This window comes from Nocardia gamkensis NBRC 108242 (assembly GCF_001612985.1).
GTDB classification, from domain to species: Bacteria; Actinomycetota; Actinomycetes; order Mycobacteriales; family Mycobacteriaceae; genus Nocardia; species Nocardia gamkensis.
This window is the reverse complement of record NZ_BDBM01000001.1, coordinates 19,367-34,894: the sequence shown is the minus strand read 5'-3', so window position 1 is coordinate 34,894 and position 15,528 is coordinate 19,367. Positions and strand designations below refer to the sequence as shown.

At 67.5% G+C, this 15,528-nt stretch carries 14 protein-coding genes; 3 read left to right on the top strand and 11 right to left on the bottom strand.

What is annotated here, in order from left to right; translation table 11 throughout:
- Positions 1–44 precede the first annotated feature (44 nt).
- Positions 45–1,535, bottom strand: coding sequence for an ABC1 kinase family protein (locus NG1_RS00180; RefSeq protein ID WP_210750436.1), 1,491 nt, complete (start codon positions 1,533–1,535; stop codon positions 45–47).
- Between the two features lie 105 nt (positions 1,536–1,640).
- Here NG1_RS00180 and NG1_RS00175 point away from each other — a divergent pair, with 105 nt between their 5' ends.
- Positions 1,641–2,417 carry a GntR family transcriptional regulator gene (locus tag NG1_RS00175; RefSeq protein WP_062966743.1) on the top strand — a complete coding sequence of 259 codons (777 nt, stop codon included), beginning with the start codon at positions 1,641–1,643 and terminating at the stop codon, positions 2,415–2,417.
- A 405-nt stretch (positions 2,418–2,822) separates the two neighbouring features.
- Here the strand turns inward: NG1_RS00175 and NG1_RS00170 are convergent, their stop codons facing one another.
- The 5 genes from NG1_RS00170 to NG1_RS00150 form a co-directional block, all read right to left on the bottom strand.
- The gene (locus tag NG1_RS00170) at positions 2,823–3,947 is read right to left on the bottom strand and encodes an NAD(P)H-dependent flavin oxidoreductase (protein ID WP_062966741.1); all 1,125 of its coding nucleotides are present in this window, start codon (positions 3,945–3,947) and stop codon (positions 2,823–2,825) included.
- Positions 3,948–4,163: 216 nt separating this feature from the next.
- On the bottom strand, positions 4,164–5,507 hold the full coding sequence (locus NG1_RS00165) for a WS/DGAT/MGAT family O-acyltransferase (protein ID WP_062966738.1): 1,344 nt from the start codon (positions 5,505–5,507) through the stop codon (positions 4,164–4,166).
- Positions 5,508–5,640: 133 nt separating this feature from the next.
- On the bottom strand, positions 5,641–6,306 hold the full coding sequence (locus NG1_RS00160; RefSeq protein WP_245659730.1) for a class I SAM-dependent DNA methyltransferase: 666 nt from the start codon (positions 6,304–6,306) through the stop codon (positions 5,641–5,643).
- Between the two features lie 13 nt (positions 6,307–6,319).
- Positions 6,320–6,766 carry a nuclear transport factor 2 family protein gene (locus NG1_RS00155; RefSeq protein ID WP_062966736.1) on the bottom strand — a complete coding sequence of 149 codons (447 nt, stop codon included), beginning with the start codon at positions 6,764–6,766 and terminating at the stop codon, positions 6,320–6,322.
- A gap of 76 nt (positions 6,767–6,842) precedes the next feature.
- Entirely contained in the window at positions 6,843–7,760 is a 918-nt protein-coding gene (locus NG1_RS00150) for a DMT family transporter (protein WP_062966734.1), read from the bottom strand.
- A gap of 248 nt (positions 7,761–8,008) precedes the next feature.
- On the opposite strand from NG1_RS00150, the gene NG1_RS00145 reads away from it, so the two are divergent.
- Both NG1_RS00145 and NG1_RS00140 read left to right on the top strand, forming a co-directional pair.
- Positions 8,009–9,241: a phthiocerol/phthiodiolone dimycocerosyl transferase family protein gene (locus NG1_RS00145; RefSeq protein WP_157113781.1), complete on the top strand. Its 1,233-nt coding sequence runs from the start codon at positions 8,009–8,011 to the stop codon at positions 9,239–9,241.
- Between the two features lie 211 nt (positions 9,242–9,452).
- Positions 9,453–10,202 (top strand): SDR family oxidoreductase, encoded by a 750-nt coding sequence (locus tag NG1_RS00140; RefSeq protein ID WP_062966730.1) that lies wholly within the window; start codon positions 9,453–9,455, stop codon positions 10,200–10,202.
- 57 nt (positions 10,203–10,259) lie between these two features.
- Here NG1_RS00140 and NG1_RS00135 read toward each other — a convergent pair whose 3' ends face one another.
- From NG1_RS00135 to NG1_RS00115, 5 genes are all read right to left on the bottom strand, one after another.
- Positions 10,260–11,927: a cutinase family protein gene (locus NG1_RS00135; protein ID WP_062966728.1), complete on the bottom strand. Its 1,668-nt coding sequence runs from the start codon at positions 11,925–11,927 to the stop codon at positions 10,260–10,262.
- A 208-nt stretch (positions 11,928–12,135) separates the two neighbouring features.
- Positions 12,136–13,518 carry a replicative DNA helicase gene (gene dnaB, locus NG1_RS00130; protein WP_084466690.1) on the bottom strand — a complete coding sequence of 461 codons (1,383 nt, stop codon included), beginning with the start codon at positions 13,516–13,518 and terminating at the stop codon, positions 12,136–12,138.
- A gap of 628 nt (positions 13,519–14,146) precedes the next feature.
- Positions 14,147–14,599 carry a 50S ribosomal protein L9 gene (rplI, locus tag NG1_RS00125; protein ID WP_040871222.1) on the bottom strand — a complete coding sequence of 151 codons (453 nt, stop codon included), beginning with the start codon at positions 14,597–14,599 and terminating at the stop codon, positions 14,147–14,149.
- A gap of 17 nt (positions 14,600–14,616) precedes the next feature.
- Positions 14,617–14,868: a 30S ribosomal protein S18 gene (rpsR, locus tag NG1_RS00120; protein WP_040871322.1), complete on the bottom strand. Its 252-nt coding sequence runs from the start codon at positions 14,866–14,868 to the stop codon at positions 14,617–14,619.
- Positions 14,869–14,926: 58 nt separating this feature from the next.
- Entirely contained in the window at positions 14,927–15,463 is a 537-nt protein-coding gene (locus NG1_RS00115; protein ID WP_040871221.1) for a single-stranded DNA-binding protein, read from the bottom strand.
- Between the last annotated feature and the right edge of the window lie 65 nt (positions 15,464–15,528).

Genomic DNA, 15,528 nt, shown 5'->3' with positions numbered 1-15,528 from the left:
CCTGATAGATCAGCGAATCCGCCTGCGACTCAAAAGAACCGGGGTCATACGATCGGCATGCCGCGCTTGCTCATCTCGGCCCGCCGCCGTCGCGCGGTGCCCAGGTCCACCGTGGGTGCCATGTCCTCCGTGTTCTCCTCCGGGATGAGAGCCTCGCTCAATTCCGGTATCCAGCGCACGATTTCGTCGCGATAGGTACCTTCGGTCTCCAGCTGGCCGAGCACGCCCACCAGCGTGAGGAAGGAGCGGGCGAACGGCGTGAAGTAGGCGGGCATGGTCATCTGCCGTACCACGTTGCTCAACCGAAGATTGGTGGTGCGCAACACTTGTCGTCGCAACCAGCGTGCGGTCAGGCGATACGTCTCGTGTCGGAAGGGTTCACCGCACGGGGTGATCGCCGCGTAGAGCGCCTCGCTGTCGATGGCTTGCCCGTTCTCCACGAAACCGTGCCTGCGCGTGGCCGCCGCCAGATCTCCCGGTCCGCCCCGGAAGATCGCCTTACAGCAGTCGAGCGTCAGCTCGCCGAAACCCGCGGGCGGCCAAGCGCAGCACGCGCCGAAATCCATGACGCCGAGCCTGCCGTCGGGCAGCACCCGGAAGTTGCCCGGATGCGGATCGGCGTACAGCAATCCGTGACGGCCCCAGCCGGAGGTCACGAAGCGGACCATGAGCATGCCGACCCGGTCGCGCTCGGCCTGCGTGCCGGAGGCGACGACGCGCGGTACCGGCGTGCCTTCGATCCATTCGCTGATCAGCACATCACCGTGCTGCGCAATGACATTCGGTACGTAGAAGTCCGGATCGCCGGCATAGGCCGCGGCGAAAGCTGTCTGGTGGGCGGCCTCCGCCGCGTAGTCCAATTCCCCGGCGACCGACGCGCAGATCGCTTCGGTCACCGCTTTCACGTCCGCGCCGGGCAGGAAGACCGTTGCGAGATAGGAGATCCGGCGCAGATGGTCCAGATCGCGCGCCACCGCTTGCCTGCCGCCGGGGTACATCACCTTGACCGCGACCGCCCTGCCGTCGTGCCAGACCGCGCGGTGCACCTGCCCGAGCGAGGCGGCCGCGGCGCGCCGGCCGTCGAATTCGCGGAAGCGCGAAAGCCAGTCCGCGCCCATGCTTTCGGCCATGGCGGCGTGCACCGTGTGCGGCAGCATCGCGGGCGCGGCGTCCTGGAGCCTGCTGAGCGCGATCCGATACGGTTCGGCCACCTCGCGTGGCAGCGCCAGCTCGTAGATGGCCAGCAGTTGCCCCAGCTTCGCGGCGCAGCCCTTCAGCTCGCCGAGCACCTCGAAGATGTGCTGCGCGGTGCGCAGCTGGATGTCGCGATTGACTTCTTCGGCCGATCTGCCCAGCGCCCGCTTACCGAGGCCCGCGGCCTGTCGTCCGGCGAACGCCACCGGCAGCGCGGCGAGCTCGGCGCCGCGCACAGCGCCGTGAACAGGCGGTTTACCATGGGACCGCGACGCGAAAAGGCGGGATCGCTTGCTCGTGGACCCCTCCTCGGGACGCTCTCCGATGGGCCGGATAGTCATGCCTCACCTCACAGTCGCGCGCACAAGTGTGACACAGGTGCAGTACCGGACAGTAGGGCTTAGACTGTCTGGGACGTGTTCGAAAGTAGTCGAAAGGTGACTTCGATGGGATCCCAGACGGTGGTCGCCGACGTTGCCGACGAGCTGGCGCGCCGGGTTGCCGCGGGGGAATATCAGCCGGGGGATCTCATGCCGTCGGTGCGTCAGGTCGCCGAGGAATTCGAGATGAATCGCGCTACCGCGCAGCTGACCTTGGGTCGGTTGGAGTCGTACGGCTTCGTCGAGGCAAGGCGCGGCAAGGGATTCACGATCCGCGACGTCCGGGAGGCCGGCGGAGTGGACGTGTACCGCCAGCTGTTCCGGTTCTCGATTCCCATGCCGGACATCGCGATAGAGATGTTCCGCGACATCGTCGACGTCGAGCGCAATCTCGTGCTCGAGGCGCTGCTCACCTATACGGGTGGCGAACAGCGGATCGATTCGGCCGAACTGAAGTACGCGATCGACGAACTGGAATCGATAGCGCGCCAATCCGATCCGGACTTCCGGCAGCTCCTCGCACTCGAGGTCGCGCTGGTGCGCAGGCTGTTGACGGTGCTCGGACTTCCCATGCAGCGCGCGATTCTGAACTCGATCGGCGAGATGGTGCTCGAGGTGCCGGAGGCGGTCGAATCGTACTTCGCGGGTGCCGCGGACCTGCACGTCCTGGTCTGGCGGGCGCTGGCCGCGGTGTGGGATTCCGGCTCCGGGCCGAGTGAGGCGCAGCTGGCGCTGTTCGAGGATCTGTTCGGTATGTACCACGAGAAGGTCATCGCGCGCTTCGAGGAATTGGTGGCCGGGGTCGTGGACGAGGCCGACGAGTCCCGCGCTGCCACCGCCTGATTTTCGTACGCTGCACAATCCGTCTGGGACGGATTGGGGAGAACGGTGCGGATTTATCCGCTCGGTCCATCCAGATCCGCCTGTCCGCTGAGTTCGGTGAACAGGCTTGTCTCAGACAAAGTGAAGTAAGGGTGCGGGTTCCGGCCGCTGAGCGGCTCGGGTCCGCAGGGCTCTGCCAGTCGCGACGAATCACTCTGAGCGACAGGGCATCAGTGCTCCGGCGCCCGCCGAAGAGGCAGCTCGGTGCCGTCCTGAACCGCTCGGACGCGGCCGAGCGGATGTCACATGGCAGGACCGACGCCGCCGCGGCAGCATCGACCAATCGGTACCCGCACTCGAATGTTGCCGCGGGTTGCCGCACGGGAAATTCCGCGCGGCATCGCGGCCAGGAACCGGCGCCCGAACTCAGACCCCGCCGTTGAGCTTGTTGAGGCGCTCGCACGCCTCGACGTACTCCTGGATCAGCCGGTTGACCACATCGGCGGAACGCTCCACGCGGTTCATCATGCCGACGATCTGGCCGACCGGATTGAAGTTGACGTCCTTGGCGGCCTCCGGATAGCGGTGACCACGCTTCACGCCGTCCAGCGCGACCATCATCTGCAGCGGCATCGGCAGCGGGTCGGGCGTCTCGTCCTGCTCCCACGCGTCGGTCCAGTCGTTGCGCAGCATGCGGGCGGGCTTGCCGGTCCATGCGCGCGAACGCACCGTGTCGTGGCTGGTCGCGTCGATGTAGCTCTGCATCTGCGCCGGCGGCACATTGGCTTCCTCGACGGTCAGCCACACCGAACCGGTCCACGCGCCCGCGGCGCCCATCGCCATCGCGGCGGCCACCTGGCGGCCGTTGCCGATGCCGCCCGCGGCCAGCACCGGCAGGTCGCCGACGGCGTCGATGACCTGCGGCCACAGCACCATCGAGGACACCTCGCCGCAGTGGCCGCCGCCCTCGGTGCCCTGGCAGACCACGAAGTCCAGGCCCGCGCGCTTGTGGTTGAGCGCGTGCTTGACCGAACCGCACAGCGCGCCGATCAGCCTGCCGGAGTCCTGCACCTGCTTGATCACGTCCTCCGGCGGGGTGCCGAGAGCGTTGGCCACCAGCTTCGCCTTCGGATGCCGCAGAATCACCTCCACCTGCGGTCCCGCGGTGGTGGCCGTCCAGCCGAGCAACTGGTTGTGGTGCTCGTTCTCCGGCAGCTTCGGCACGCCGTGGTCGGCGAGGATCTTCTCGGCGAAGTCGCGGTGCCCCTGCGGGACGAGTTCGGCCAGCTTGGCTTCCAGCTCATCGGGGCTCAGGTCGTCGATGCCCTTGCCTTCGTACTTCGACGGGATCACCAGATCGACGCCGTATACGCCCTGCACGTGCTCGTCCAGCCAGGCCAGCTCGACCTCGAGCTGCTCGGCGGTGAAGCCGACGGCGCCGAGCACGCCGAGTCCGCCCGCGTTGCTGACCGCGGCCGCCACGTCGCGGCAGTGGGTGAAGGCGAAGATGGGGAATTCGATCCCGAGCCGTTCGCAGATTTCGGTACGCATGGCGTGCTGGTCTCCCTAACTGCTCAGCCGCGAACGGCGCGGCGCAGGTGTACTAGAACGAGTTGCATAAGTGGCGCGCCGTGCGGCCGGGCCGCCGCGCGTCGAGTCCACCGCGAGCCGCGCATATCGCCATGAAGCGGCTGCGGCTTCCTCGACCGGCCGTTGCACCATGCATCGACAGTAACACGTTCTAGTTTTCCGGGGAATGCGCTGCCGTCAAGCGGTGGCCCGCTCCAGTTCGGCGAGCGACTCCTCCAAGTGATCGAGCAGGCGAGGCAATTGCGGCACACTGCGGCGGCAGCCGACCACGCCGAAATCGAGGTTGCCCGCGTTGGAGGTGAGCGTGATGTTCACCGCCTGGCCGTCGAACGGGATCGACAATGGGTAGGTCGCGTCCAGCCGCGCACCGTTCCAGTACATGGGCTCGCGTGGCCCCGGCACGTTCGAGATCACGATGTTGAAGGTCGGATTGGTCAACGAGATCAGCGCGGGCACGAGATTGAGGGCGAGCGGGCTGAGCATCAGCGCCGACAGCGCCATCGTCTGGTTGCACGAGAGCGTGCTGTAGACGTCCTTGCCGTCGCGCATCGACCCGGCGACCACCCGCAGGCGGTCCAGCGGATCGGCGATGTCGGTGCCGAGATTGCACAGCACCGCCCCGACCTTCACCCCGTTGGTCTCGTCGTCGTCCTCGGCGCGCAGCGACATCGGCACCATCGCGATCAACGGCTTGTCCGGCAGCGCGTCCCGTTCGATCAGGTACCGCCGCAGCGCGCCCGCCGACATGGTGAGCACCACATCGTTGAGTGTCGAACCGGACGCCTTCTTCACCTGCTGCAGCCGCTCCAGTGGCCAGGACCGGACCGCCGCACGGCGCGCGCCGCCGATCGGTACGTTGAACATGGTGCGCGGGGCCGCGAACGGCAGGGTCAGCTGCTGCCGCGTCAGGGCGGTGCGCGCGGCGCGCAGCACCGACGCGCCGGAAGCGGCCGCGGAGAGCAGGTTCCGCGCCGGACCGGCCGCACCGGACTCCCTCCTGCGCCTACCCCGGGGCAGATGCCACGGCACCCGGGTGGTGCTGGAAGCCGGATCGCTGGTCAGCGTGCGCCGCAGCAGGCGTTGGGCCGAGACGCCGTCGATCAACGCGTGATGCATCTTCGAATACATCGCGAACCTGCCGTCGGCGAGTCCCTCGATCAGATGGAACTCCCACAGCGGGCGATGCCGGTCCAGCAGGCTGCTGTGCAGGCCGGAGGCCAGCTCCACGAGCTGGTCCATGCGGCCCGGCGCGGGCACCGCCAGTCGCCGCACGTGATAGTCGAGTTCCACGTGGTCGGCACGCGTCCACGCCATCTGCGGCGACCCGAAGAGGGTTGCGGGATGCTTGCGGAAGGTCGGATCGACGTCGGTGCTTCGGAGCAGTTCGGCGTGGACTCGAGCGGCGAAGTCCGCTCCCGCGTCCTCCGGCGGCTCGAACAGTTGCAGCGAACCGACGTGCATCGGCTGTTCCCGGGACTCGGCGAGCAAGAAGACGGCATCGACCGGCGCGATGAATTCCATGATGAGTCGCCCCCTGACGACATGGTGAAAGGTTCGGAGTTCAGATCGACCACGTTGTCGGCGGGCCCGCGCAGCCCATGAACCGCCGCGACACGACAAACCTACCCGGACGGGATGGACCGCGTTCGGTGAATCACCGAACCTTCGATGCCAGCAGGTAGGCCTGCCCGAACCGCTCCTCGGGACCCGGTTCGCGCACCATGCGAGCGATCATGGCGAACCCGGCGGCGCCGAGTAGGCGCGCGAGGCGTTTCGGCGCCCACCGGTAGGCGCGAATCACCCTGTGATCGAAGGCTTCCACCGCATCGGGACGGTCCGCCGTCTGGAAACTCAGCAGCACGTGCCCTTTGCTCGCGAGTACCCGATTGCACTCGCTCAACACGTGCGGCACACGATCCGGTGGCGTGTGGATCAACGAATACCAAGCCACTATGCCGCCGAGCGTGTCGTTGCCAAACGGTAGCTGTTCTATCGAACCCTGGGCGAAGGGCAGGTGCGGGTATTCCGCACGGGCCAGCGCCACCATCCGAGGCGCGAGATCGATGCCGAACACCCGAGCACCCAGCGTCGCGAGATGAGCCGTCACATGCCCCGGCCCGCAGCCGAGATCGGCGATCGGCCCGGAACCGTTGCCCGCCACCGCTTCCGCGAACACCGCCAGCATCGCCCGGTCGAGCGGCTGGCGCTCGAGCCGGTGCCGGACATCGTCGGCGTAGCGGTCGGCGACCCCGTCGTACGCCTTGCGGGTGGCGATCGGATCGGGACGTTCGCCGGCGAAGTCTTCGGTCGAATCCAGCACCCGTAGCAGCGTATTACGTGCTCGCTGCCCCGGGGTGGAATGCCTGGGCGACGGCGAGACTGTCCTCGTAGACGTGGTGCCGGGTGATCAGTCCGCCGCGCACCGTGAGGTGCAGCGCGAAACGCGCGCGATAGGCGCGGCCGGTGGCGCGCGCGGTCTGCCGGATCTCGCCGAGCACCACGGCGTCGTCACCGTCGACGAGCACCCGGTCGACCCGCGTGGCAGCCTCCTCCGGCACATGGTGCTCGGCGATCGAGCGGAAATGCGCCGCGGCGTCGGCGCGGGTGGACCGGTGCCGGATCCAGGGCGTCGCCACCCTTCCGTGTTCCGCCTCCGGCCAGTCGAGCTGCCAGTCCGTGTGTTCGGCGTACAGCTCGGCGACGGCTTCGGGATCACCGGAACCGATTCGGCGCAACAACTCTTCGACCACCGATCGAGTGGACGGCGCGGAGATCGACACAACGGATCCTTTCGCTGGGGTGCCGCGTGAACGTGCGGCGCCTTGCCATTCTCGGCAGGCGCGCGCTCGATGGCGATTACCTCTCGGGTAATCGGGCGGCCGCCTCCGGCGCGGCGGGCGCGGGCAGGTCCGCCCGGGCCGCCTCGTCGCGACCGCGTGCGGTTCCGAGCACCGAACCGAGGATGACCAGCGGGAATCCGATCGCCATGCCCGCGGTCAGCGGCTCGTCGAGCGCCGTGACGCCGAGCAGGATCGCCACCGCGGGATTGATGTAGGTGATCACTGTCGCACGGGCGGGGCCGGTCTCGGCGATCAGCGCGAAGAAGAACAGGAACGCCGCGGCCGTGCAGATCACCGCGAGACCCAGCACCGACCAGGCCGCGTCGGCGGTGATGCGCGCCGGCCACAGCCAACCCGCGAACGGCGCGTAGATCGCCGCCGCCAGCAGCAGCGACCCGGTCACCACGCCCAGCGGAGGCAGATCGGCCAGCGCGCGATCGATGACGATCGGCCCCACCGCGTATCCGATCGTGGTCAGGCCGATCGCGGCGAGCGCCGCCGGATTCCCCAGATCGACGTCGAGGCCGACGAGCGCGGCGACGCCGGCGAACCCGGCGAGCAGACCGATCACCCGGCGCGCGTCGAACCGGTCGTGGCCGAGCACCGTCACGATCACCACGGCGATCAGCGGCACCGCCGCGATCAGCAAGCCGACGGTCGAACTGTTCAGCGTGGTCTCGGCGTACCCGATCAGGAACCACGGCCCGGTGATCTCCACCAAGGTGTAGAGCAGCAGCGGCCGCCACCGTCGCAGCACCGGCGTCAGCGCGCGGGCGTACAGCGCGACCGGCAGCAACAGCAGGCCGCCGATGAGCGTGCGGCCGAACGCGACCACCATCGGGTCGAGATCCCGCACCGCCACGCGGATCATCGCGTACGGCACGCCCCAGATCAGGCCCATCGCCAGGAACAGCGTCCACCCGCGGCGCGTCATCGCGCGCCCACTGTTCGGCACGCACGGACGGCGACCGGCTCGGTGACGGATGGAATCGGCTCGATTGGGGACATACTCCGCTCGCTTTCGACCGTTCGGAGCCTATTCAAATGAGCCGATCATCCGACAGATCCCGTTCCCGCTTGTGACAAGAGGCTGCCCGCCTGTCCTTTTCGTCCGATTCGGGCGAATGATCCGCGCGTACAGGGGGTTCGGGCTAGTCTCGCCGGGAGCGAAGGGAATACATTGTGGTCGACGTGATCCGCCGGCTTGCCCCGAGCGAGGAAATGTTCGCCGCGGGCGAGGTCTTCATCGGTTACGCCGCACGGGTGTCCGGGCGGTTGGACCTGCCTGCGCTGACGGCCGCCTTCGAGGCCGTCGCGAGGGCGCATCCGATCCTGCGCGCCCGCATCGAGGCGACCGAAGCGGGCGGCCATGTCTTCGCCGTGACCGATGCCACGCCCGAGATCTTCGTCGCCGACGCGAACCCCGAATCTCCCCTCACCGGGGCGAAATTCGATCAGCGGGCGGGCGTTTGCGCCCTGTGCGTGGTGCGCGACGGCGCTACCGCGAGCGTCACGCTGATGCTCCATCACAGCGTCGCCGACGCCTTCCACGCGTTCGCCATCGTCACCGAACTCTGGACCGGATATCGCGACGCGGTCGGTGGAGGTACGTCCGAGCTGCCGGTGCAACCGTTCCCCGAACCGATCGAGCACCTGCTCGCGGCGCGAGGCATCGAGAAGATGGCGCTGCCCGGTTCCGGCCCCGCCGGTGCGACCGCCTCCACGCCGACGGAGGTTCCGCGACCGCGCGACGACGACTACCCGGCGTTGCGCACCACCCGGTGCCTGCTCACCGAGGAGGAGACCGCGGCGCTGGTCGCGGTCGGGCATCGCGCGAACGTCACGGTGCACGGCCTGGTGTCGGCGGCGCTGCTGCGGACCGAGGCCGAGATCCGCGAACTGCCGCTCACCGGACTGCTCTACCTGTACTCCGTCGACCTGCGGACCAGAGTGAGCCCCGCGATCGACGCCACCGAAGGGACGAACGTCCTCGGTTTCGCCACCTACCTCTCCCCCGCATCCGACGTGACGCTGGTGGAATCGGCCCGAGGGATCAGCGAGGCTCTGCATGCGGGCTTGGCCGCGGGCATCGTGCAACGCACGCCCTTGAGCATTCCCGACATGGCGGCCGCACCGAGGCCGGCCCTGCCCGGCGTGGTCATCGCCACCAACTGGGGCACCATCCCGCCGCTACCCGAGCAGGACGGGCTGCGCATCGACGACTTCCACTCCACCATGCTCGCCAAGCCGGACCTGACCGGCCGCCGTCCGCAGCAGCCGGGTGGCGGCACCTGCGTCATCAGCACTTTCGCCGGGCGGCTGAGCGTGGAGATACACCATCCGGAGGAATTCACCGAACTCCAGCACCACCGCATCGACGTGCTGGCCCGTAACCTCCGCGCCGTCATCTCCTGACAGCGTCGACGGCGCGCAGGTGCGTCCGGCCACCGTTACTCGTTGCGCCACTCGCCGGTGCGATGACCGGCCAATTCGGCCGGCCGCGCTGTTATGGTTGGCCCCTTCTGGTGAACCGACGCCGCTGGCCCACGGCGTATCGCTTACCCGGTGACCGGGCGTCGTCGAACAGCTCCGGAATCACGCCGACGAACGGAAGGAACAGCATCCGGTGGCAACCACAAACGGCGGGTCCGCGCGGGTCGCGGTGGTGACGGGCGGTTCTCGCGGCATCGGCCGCGCGTGCGCCGAACGTCTGGCAGGTGACGGGTTCGCCGTGGTGCTGAACTTCGCTTCGAATGCCGCCGAAGCCGACAGCACCGCCGAAGCCATTCGCGCCGCGGGGGGCGTCGCGGTGATCGCCCAGGGTGACGTCGCCGACGAGTCCGCGATGGCGGCCGTATTCGATCGAGCGGAAAGCGAATTCGGCGGTGTCGACGTGGTGGTGCACGCCGCGGGCCGGATGCAGCTCGCGCCGCTGGTCGAGCTGGATCTGACGGTGCTGGACAGCACCTACCGGACCAATATTCGCGGCACCTTCGTCGTGGACCAACAGGCGGCCCGGCGGCTGCGACCGGGCGGGGCGATCATAAATTTTTCCACGTCGGTCGTCGGTACCGCGTTTGCGGAATACAGCGCCTACGCCGCCAGCAAGGGCGCGGTGGAGGTGCTGACCAGGATCCTGGCCCGTGAACTGCGCGGCCGGGACGTGACCGTCAACGCGGTGGCGCCCGGCCCCACCGCCACCGACCTCTTCCTGCACGGAAAAGACGACGCCACCATCCAGCGACTCGCCGACGCCGTGCCACTGCAACGACTCGGCGCACCCGACGATATCGCCGCTGTGGTGGCGTTTCTGGCCGGCCCGGACGGCCGCTGGGTCAACGGTCAGGTGATTCGCGCCAACGGCGGCCTGGTCTGAGCGAAGCGCCGTCGGCTCGCGACCGCGCCGAGTGGCGATCACGAGCCGACGGGTTGATCAATTCGACGCTTGCGCGGTCGTACTGGTGGTCGGTGCCGCGGATTGCGTTGTGGTCGTGGTCGTGGTCGTTTCGGTGGTGGTCGGCTTCGCTGTCTCGACCGGAGCCGCTACCGGAGACGGAGCGGGCGTCGTGGTGACCGCCGGCGTCGAGGTCGTGCTCGTCGGCGCGACCGTAGTCGTCGAACTGCCCGTGGTGGCGGTCGTCGTCGGGGCGGCGCTGGTCGATGACGTGGTCGAAGTCTTGGCGGCTTCGGTCGTCGGCGTCGCCGAGGTGGTCTCCGCCGCCTTGTACACGGCGGCGAGGTCCGCCTCTTGCGGCTTGGACGTCGGGTCGACCTGCTTGCCCGCCTGCGCCTGCTTCGCCAGATGGGTGAGCCACGCGGCGGCGTACTCGGCGGAGGTCAGCGGCTTGCCTGCGCCGGGGTCGGCGTCGTCCCAGTAGTCGAAGTGATGACCGGTGTGGTTCGGGCCCAACGTGAGGTTGTACGGGTCACTCATGATCACGGGGATCGTGTTCTGGTTCGTCACGATCAGACCGATGATCTCGTTGAACACCTTCTGCGGCAGGTAGGCCAGCGGAGACATGTCGTCGGCCGCGATCGCGTCCGCCTTCGCGGGAGCCTTCGGCTGCTCACCCGGCTTGTACGCCGGATCCGACACCCTCAGCAGCACTTGCAGGAAGGTCTCGTCGCTCTGCATCCAGTTCGGCTGCGACTGGATGTCGGCGAACGCCGCCAGCGCGATCCTGCCGAGCACCACCGCGACGTCCTGCCCGGTCGCAGGCGTGAGCCCGTCGCGTTCGAGCGCGTCGACGTTCAGCTGCCTGCCGACGTTGACCACCAACTGCAGCAGTGAGATGTTCTGCGGGGCCGAGCAGGTGAGATCGCCGTCCGAGCAGAACGACGCGATCTTGCCGTTCAGCGCACCGAAGTCACCGCTGGTTCCCTGCACCGCGCCCTGACCGGGCACCGGGTTCGTGCCGTTCTGATACTGCTGGTCGAAGCCGTCCGGGTTGCCGAACGGGTCCTTCGATCCGGGGAACGGCCGGTCTCCGGCCGAGCGACCCGAGTCCGCGAGGATGACGACACCGACGACGTCGTCGGGATCCACGATCCCGTAGGCGCCGTCCTGGCCGGGCTCCTGGTGACCGATCTTCATCGCGACGCGGCGCACGACGTCGGCGCCCTCGCTGTAGCCGACGATCGAGAACTTGGTGTCCGGGCACGCCGCGGAGATCTCCCGCATCACCTGTTCGGTGTTCGCGACACCCGCGTTGACGGCATCCTCGTACGTGGACATGTCCGCCGGGTACGCGATGTAGACCGCGGCGTACGCGCCGGGATCGACGTCGTCGGCCGGCGCGTTGACCACCGGGTCGACCCACTCACTGCTGTGATCACCGGACAGGGCGGCGGGCAACGGGTTGCCGTCGGCGTCCACCAGCATCTTGGTGGTGCCCTCCCGCGGAGTGTCGTTGCGACCGGCCACCGAGATGGTGACCATGTCGTGGCATTCCGTGACGGACGACGTGAGCTGCGTATCCCTGGTTTCCGGCGCCGAGGTCAGTGCCAACGAGGCGGCGACGACCGCCGCCACCCCCAGTACAGCCGGCGCGGCAGCGGCCGAAGCGATGCGATGCCGCGCGAAGAACTCGCGAAGAGCCATGTCCTGATTCCCATTCCATACACCGACAAAGTGGACGGACAAGCCCCCCGACGGGCCATACGTCACCGAGGACGTCGTGGTTGGGGACCCGAGCGTTACTCGGGCGGAAACGAACGGCCCGCTATCCGGCGCGGCAGGGGCCACTCAGCGGTGCCGCCGATCGCGCACGCGAGAGCACCCGCACGCGCGCGTCATCTCCTCGCCGGGACTAGCCGCGGGCCATGTCCACGAAGCGCGACAAATGCAATTGGTGGGCGACGGTGATCGTCGCGGTGGGACCATTACGGTGCTTGCCGAGAATGAGATCCGCCTCACCGCCGCGCGGGTCGTCCCGCTCGAATGCGTCGGGACGATGCAGCAGGATGACCATATCGGCGTCCTGCTCGAGGCTCCCCGACTCGCGGAGATCGGACACCATCGGGCGCTTATCGGTTCGCTGTTCGGGGCCGCGGTTCAGCTGGCTGATCGCCACCACCGGCACTTCGAGTTCCTTGGCCAGTAGTTTCAGATTTCGGGAGAAGTCCGAGACTTCCTGCTGGCGGGATTCGACTTTCTTACCGGAGGTCATCAGCTGCAGGTAGTCCACCACAACGAGTTTCAAATCGTGGCGCTGCTTGAGCCGCCGCGCTTTGGCGCGAATCTCCATCATGGTCAGGTTCGGTGAATCGTCCACGAACAGCGGCGCCTCGCTGATCTCGCTCATCCGCCGCGCCAATTTCGTCCAGTCGTCATCGCTCATCCGCCCGGACCGCATATCCCCGAGCTTGATCTTCGCCTCCGCCGACAACAACCGCATGACAATTTCGGTCCGGCTCATCTCCAAGGAAAAGATAACGCTCGCCAAGCCATGCTTGATCGAGCAACTGCGCATGAAATCCATTCCCAGCGTCGATTTCCCGACTCCAGGCCTGGCCGCGACGATGATCATCTGACCCGGGTGCAGGCCGTTGGTGACCTCGTCGAGTTCGGTGAAACCGGTGGGGACGCCGAGGGAGATGCCGCCGCGGCTGGCGATGGAGTCGATCTCGTCCATCGTCGGCTGGAGCAATTCCTCGAGGGGCAGGAAGTCTTCGCTGGTGCGGCGTTCGGTGACCTCGTAGACCTCGGCCTGGGCGCGGTCGACGACCTCGGCGATGTCCTGGCCGTCGGCGCCCGCGTAGCCGTACTGGACGATGCGGGTGCCCGCCTCCACGAGGCGGCGCAGAATGGCCTTCTCCGCGACGATTTCGGCGTAGTAGCTGGCGTTCGCCGCGGTCGGCACGGTCTGGGTGAGCGTGACCAGATAAGGCGCGCCGCCGATGCGTTTGAGTTCGCCACGGCGGTCGAGGCCCGCGGCGACGGTCACCGGGTCGGCGGGTTCCCCGCGCCCGTAGAGATCGAGGATCGTGTCGTAGACGGCCTGATGAGCGGGACGGTAGAAATCGCCGGGACGAATCACCTCGACGACGTCGGCGATGGCATCCTTGCTCAGCAACATGCCGCCGAGCACCGACTGCTCGGCCGCCATGTCGTGCGGAGGCTGTCGGCCGAAGTCTTCGCCGGGGGGTTCGGGCGGAAAATCCCTGCGCCCGCGGTCATCGGTGGCTGTCACCAGACTCGACCGTCCTCTCTACCCCACGACCGGGTTGCACCCTGTCGACTCGTTTTACTCCCGGGCACCGACACGTACGTGAAAGCCGTTGACCAGGGCTCCAGCTACCGCTGCGGCACCCGTCCGTGCCCGCGATCGGGAGCGTTCCGCGCGCAGCGATGCGACGAACCTAGGCGACCTACGGGGCGTGCACCAAACCGCACTGTGCACACAGCTGTGGATAACTTGGGGAAAGTTCACCCAACCGTGTGCAGCCCCTGTGGACAACTTGGGGAAAACCCAGGTCGCCGAGGCCAAATACGCAGATAGATAGAGACTTCCGCGTTTTCCCAGGTGTGGATTAAAGAAGTACCGGCGTGTCGGCCGAGTTGAACAGCCGGGCGTGTTGGGTTAACAGCACGTGAGCTGCATATGACCTGAATCACATTGCGAGCGGTCGGTTTTACCGGTAATCCACAGGCTGGGTGAGCGGAGCGTTTGTGCGGGTGGAGTGACGCCCCGATTGTCCCGAATGACGCTCGGCGCCATTCGGCAAATAATTAGCTATTAAACAGGCTCGGATGACAGGGCACAGCCGAGGACCACTCCCGTTCAACAGAGGGGAGCGGTCCTCGACGCAATGCCTGAATCAGGCGGCGGTGACCGTGAGGTCGAACTTCGCCACCACATCCGGGTGCAGGTGCACCACGATGCCGTGCTTGCCGGTCGACTTGATGTGCGACTTCGGCAGCTCGATGCTGCGCTTGTCGACAACGGGGCCACCCGCCGCCTTGACGGCCGCCGCGACGTCCGACTGGGTCACCGAGCCGAACAGCTTGCCGGTGCCCGCGGTCTTGACCGCCAGCGAGACCGAGTCCAAGGCCTCGATGGCCTGCTTCAGCTCGTTGGCGTGGTCCAGGTCGCGGACCCGGCGGGCTTCCTGCGCCCGGCGGATGCCCTCGACCTGCTTCTGCGCACCGCGGCTGGCCGCGATCGCCAGGCCGCGCGGCAGCAGGTAGTTGCGGCCGTAGCCGTCCTTGACCTCCACGGTATCGCCGGGGGCACCGAGGTTGTCCACATCAGCAGTCAGAATCAACTTCATTTGTGTGCCTCCCTTTCTCAGCGAGCCGTCGACACGTAAGGCAGCAGCGCCACCTCACGCGAGTTCTTGACCGCAACCGCGATATCGCGCTGGTGCTGCACGCAGTTGCCGGTGACGCGGCGGGCGCGGATCTTCCCGCGGTCGCTGACGTACTTGCGCAGCAACGCCGTGTCCTTGTAATCGATGTTGACGGTGCCGGTCTTGCTCTCCTTGCAGAACGCGCAGGCCTTCTTCTTGAGCACCTTTTCGCGCGCGGGCGCTTTAGGCATGGTCTTGTACTCCGTAATCAGTGATGGCCCGAATTCCTGCGGGCCGTTGTGGCCGTTCTCAGAACGGCGGTTCGTCATCCATGCGGCCGCCGCCCCCGAAGGAGCCGGCCGCGGGCGCACTGCCCCAAGGGTCGTCCTCGGCACCGCCGGAACGCCCACCGCTACTACCGGAGGAGGCGTAGTTGCCACCGCCGCCGGAGCCGGACCCGAAGCCGCCGCCACCGCTGCCGCGGCTGGTCTTGTTGACCTTGGCGGTGGCGTAGCGCAGCGAGGGACCGACCTCGTCGACCTCGAGCTCGACGACCGTGCGCTTCTCACCCTCGCGGGTTTCGTAGGAGCGCTGCTTGAGCCGTCCGCTCACGATGACACGGGAACCTCTGGTCAGGCTTTCGGCGACGTTCTCCGCGGCCTCGCGCCAGATATTGCAGCGCAGGAACAGCGCTTCGCCGTCTTTCCATTCGTTCGAATTACGGTCGAACACACGGGGTGTCGACGCGACGGTGAAATTCGCCACCGCCGCTCCCGCCGGTGTGAATCGAAGCTCCGGGTCGGCCGTCAGATTGCCGATGACGGTGATGACCGTGTCGCCTGCCATGTGGTTCCTCCTGCTCGGTGTGCAGTCCGCGTCTCGCTGTTGCGCTAGAGCCTAGGCACAGGCTC

Coding starts and splice junctions, on each gene's coding strand:
- NG1_RS00180 (WP_210750436.1), bottom strand. CDS start 1,535: ATGACTATCCGGCCCATCGGAGAGCGTCCCGAGGAGGGGTCCACGAGC.
- NG1_RS00175 (WP_062966743.1), top strand. CDS start 1,641: ATGGGATCCCAGACGGTGGTCGCCGACGTTGCCGACGAGCTGGCGCGC.
- NG1_RS00170 (WP_062966741.1), bottom strand. CDS start 3,947: ATGCGTACCGAAATCTGCGAACGGCTCGGGATCGAATTCCCCATCTTC.
- NG1_RS00165 (WP_062966738.1), bottom strand. CDS start 5,507: ATGGAATTCATCGCGCCGGTCGATGCCGTCTTCTTGCTCGCCGAGTCC.
- NG1_RS00150 (WP_062966734.1), bottom strand. CDS start 7,760: ATGACGCGCCGCGGGTGGACGCTGTTCCTGGCGATGGGCCTGATCTGG.
- NG1_RS00135 (WP_062966728.1), bottom strand. CDS start 11,927: ATGGCTCTTCGCGAGTTCTTCGCGCGGCATCGCATCGCTTCGGCCGCT.
- rplI (WP_040871222.1), bottom strand. CDS start 14,599: ATGAAGTTGATTCTGACTGCTGATGTGGACAACCTCGGTGCCCCCGGC.
- rpsR (WP_040871322.1), bottom strand. CDS start 14,868: ATGCCTAAAGCGCCCGCGCGCGAAAAGGTGCTCAAGAAGAAGGCCTGC.
- NG1_RS00115 (WP_040871221.1), bottom strand. CDS start 15,463: ATGGCAGGCGACACGGTCATCACCGTCATCGGCAATCTGACGGCCGAC.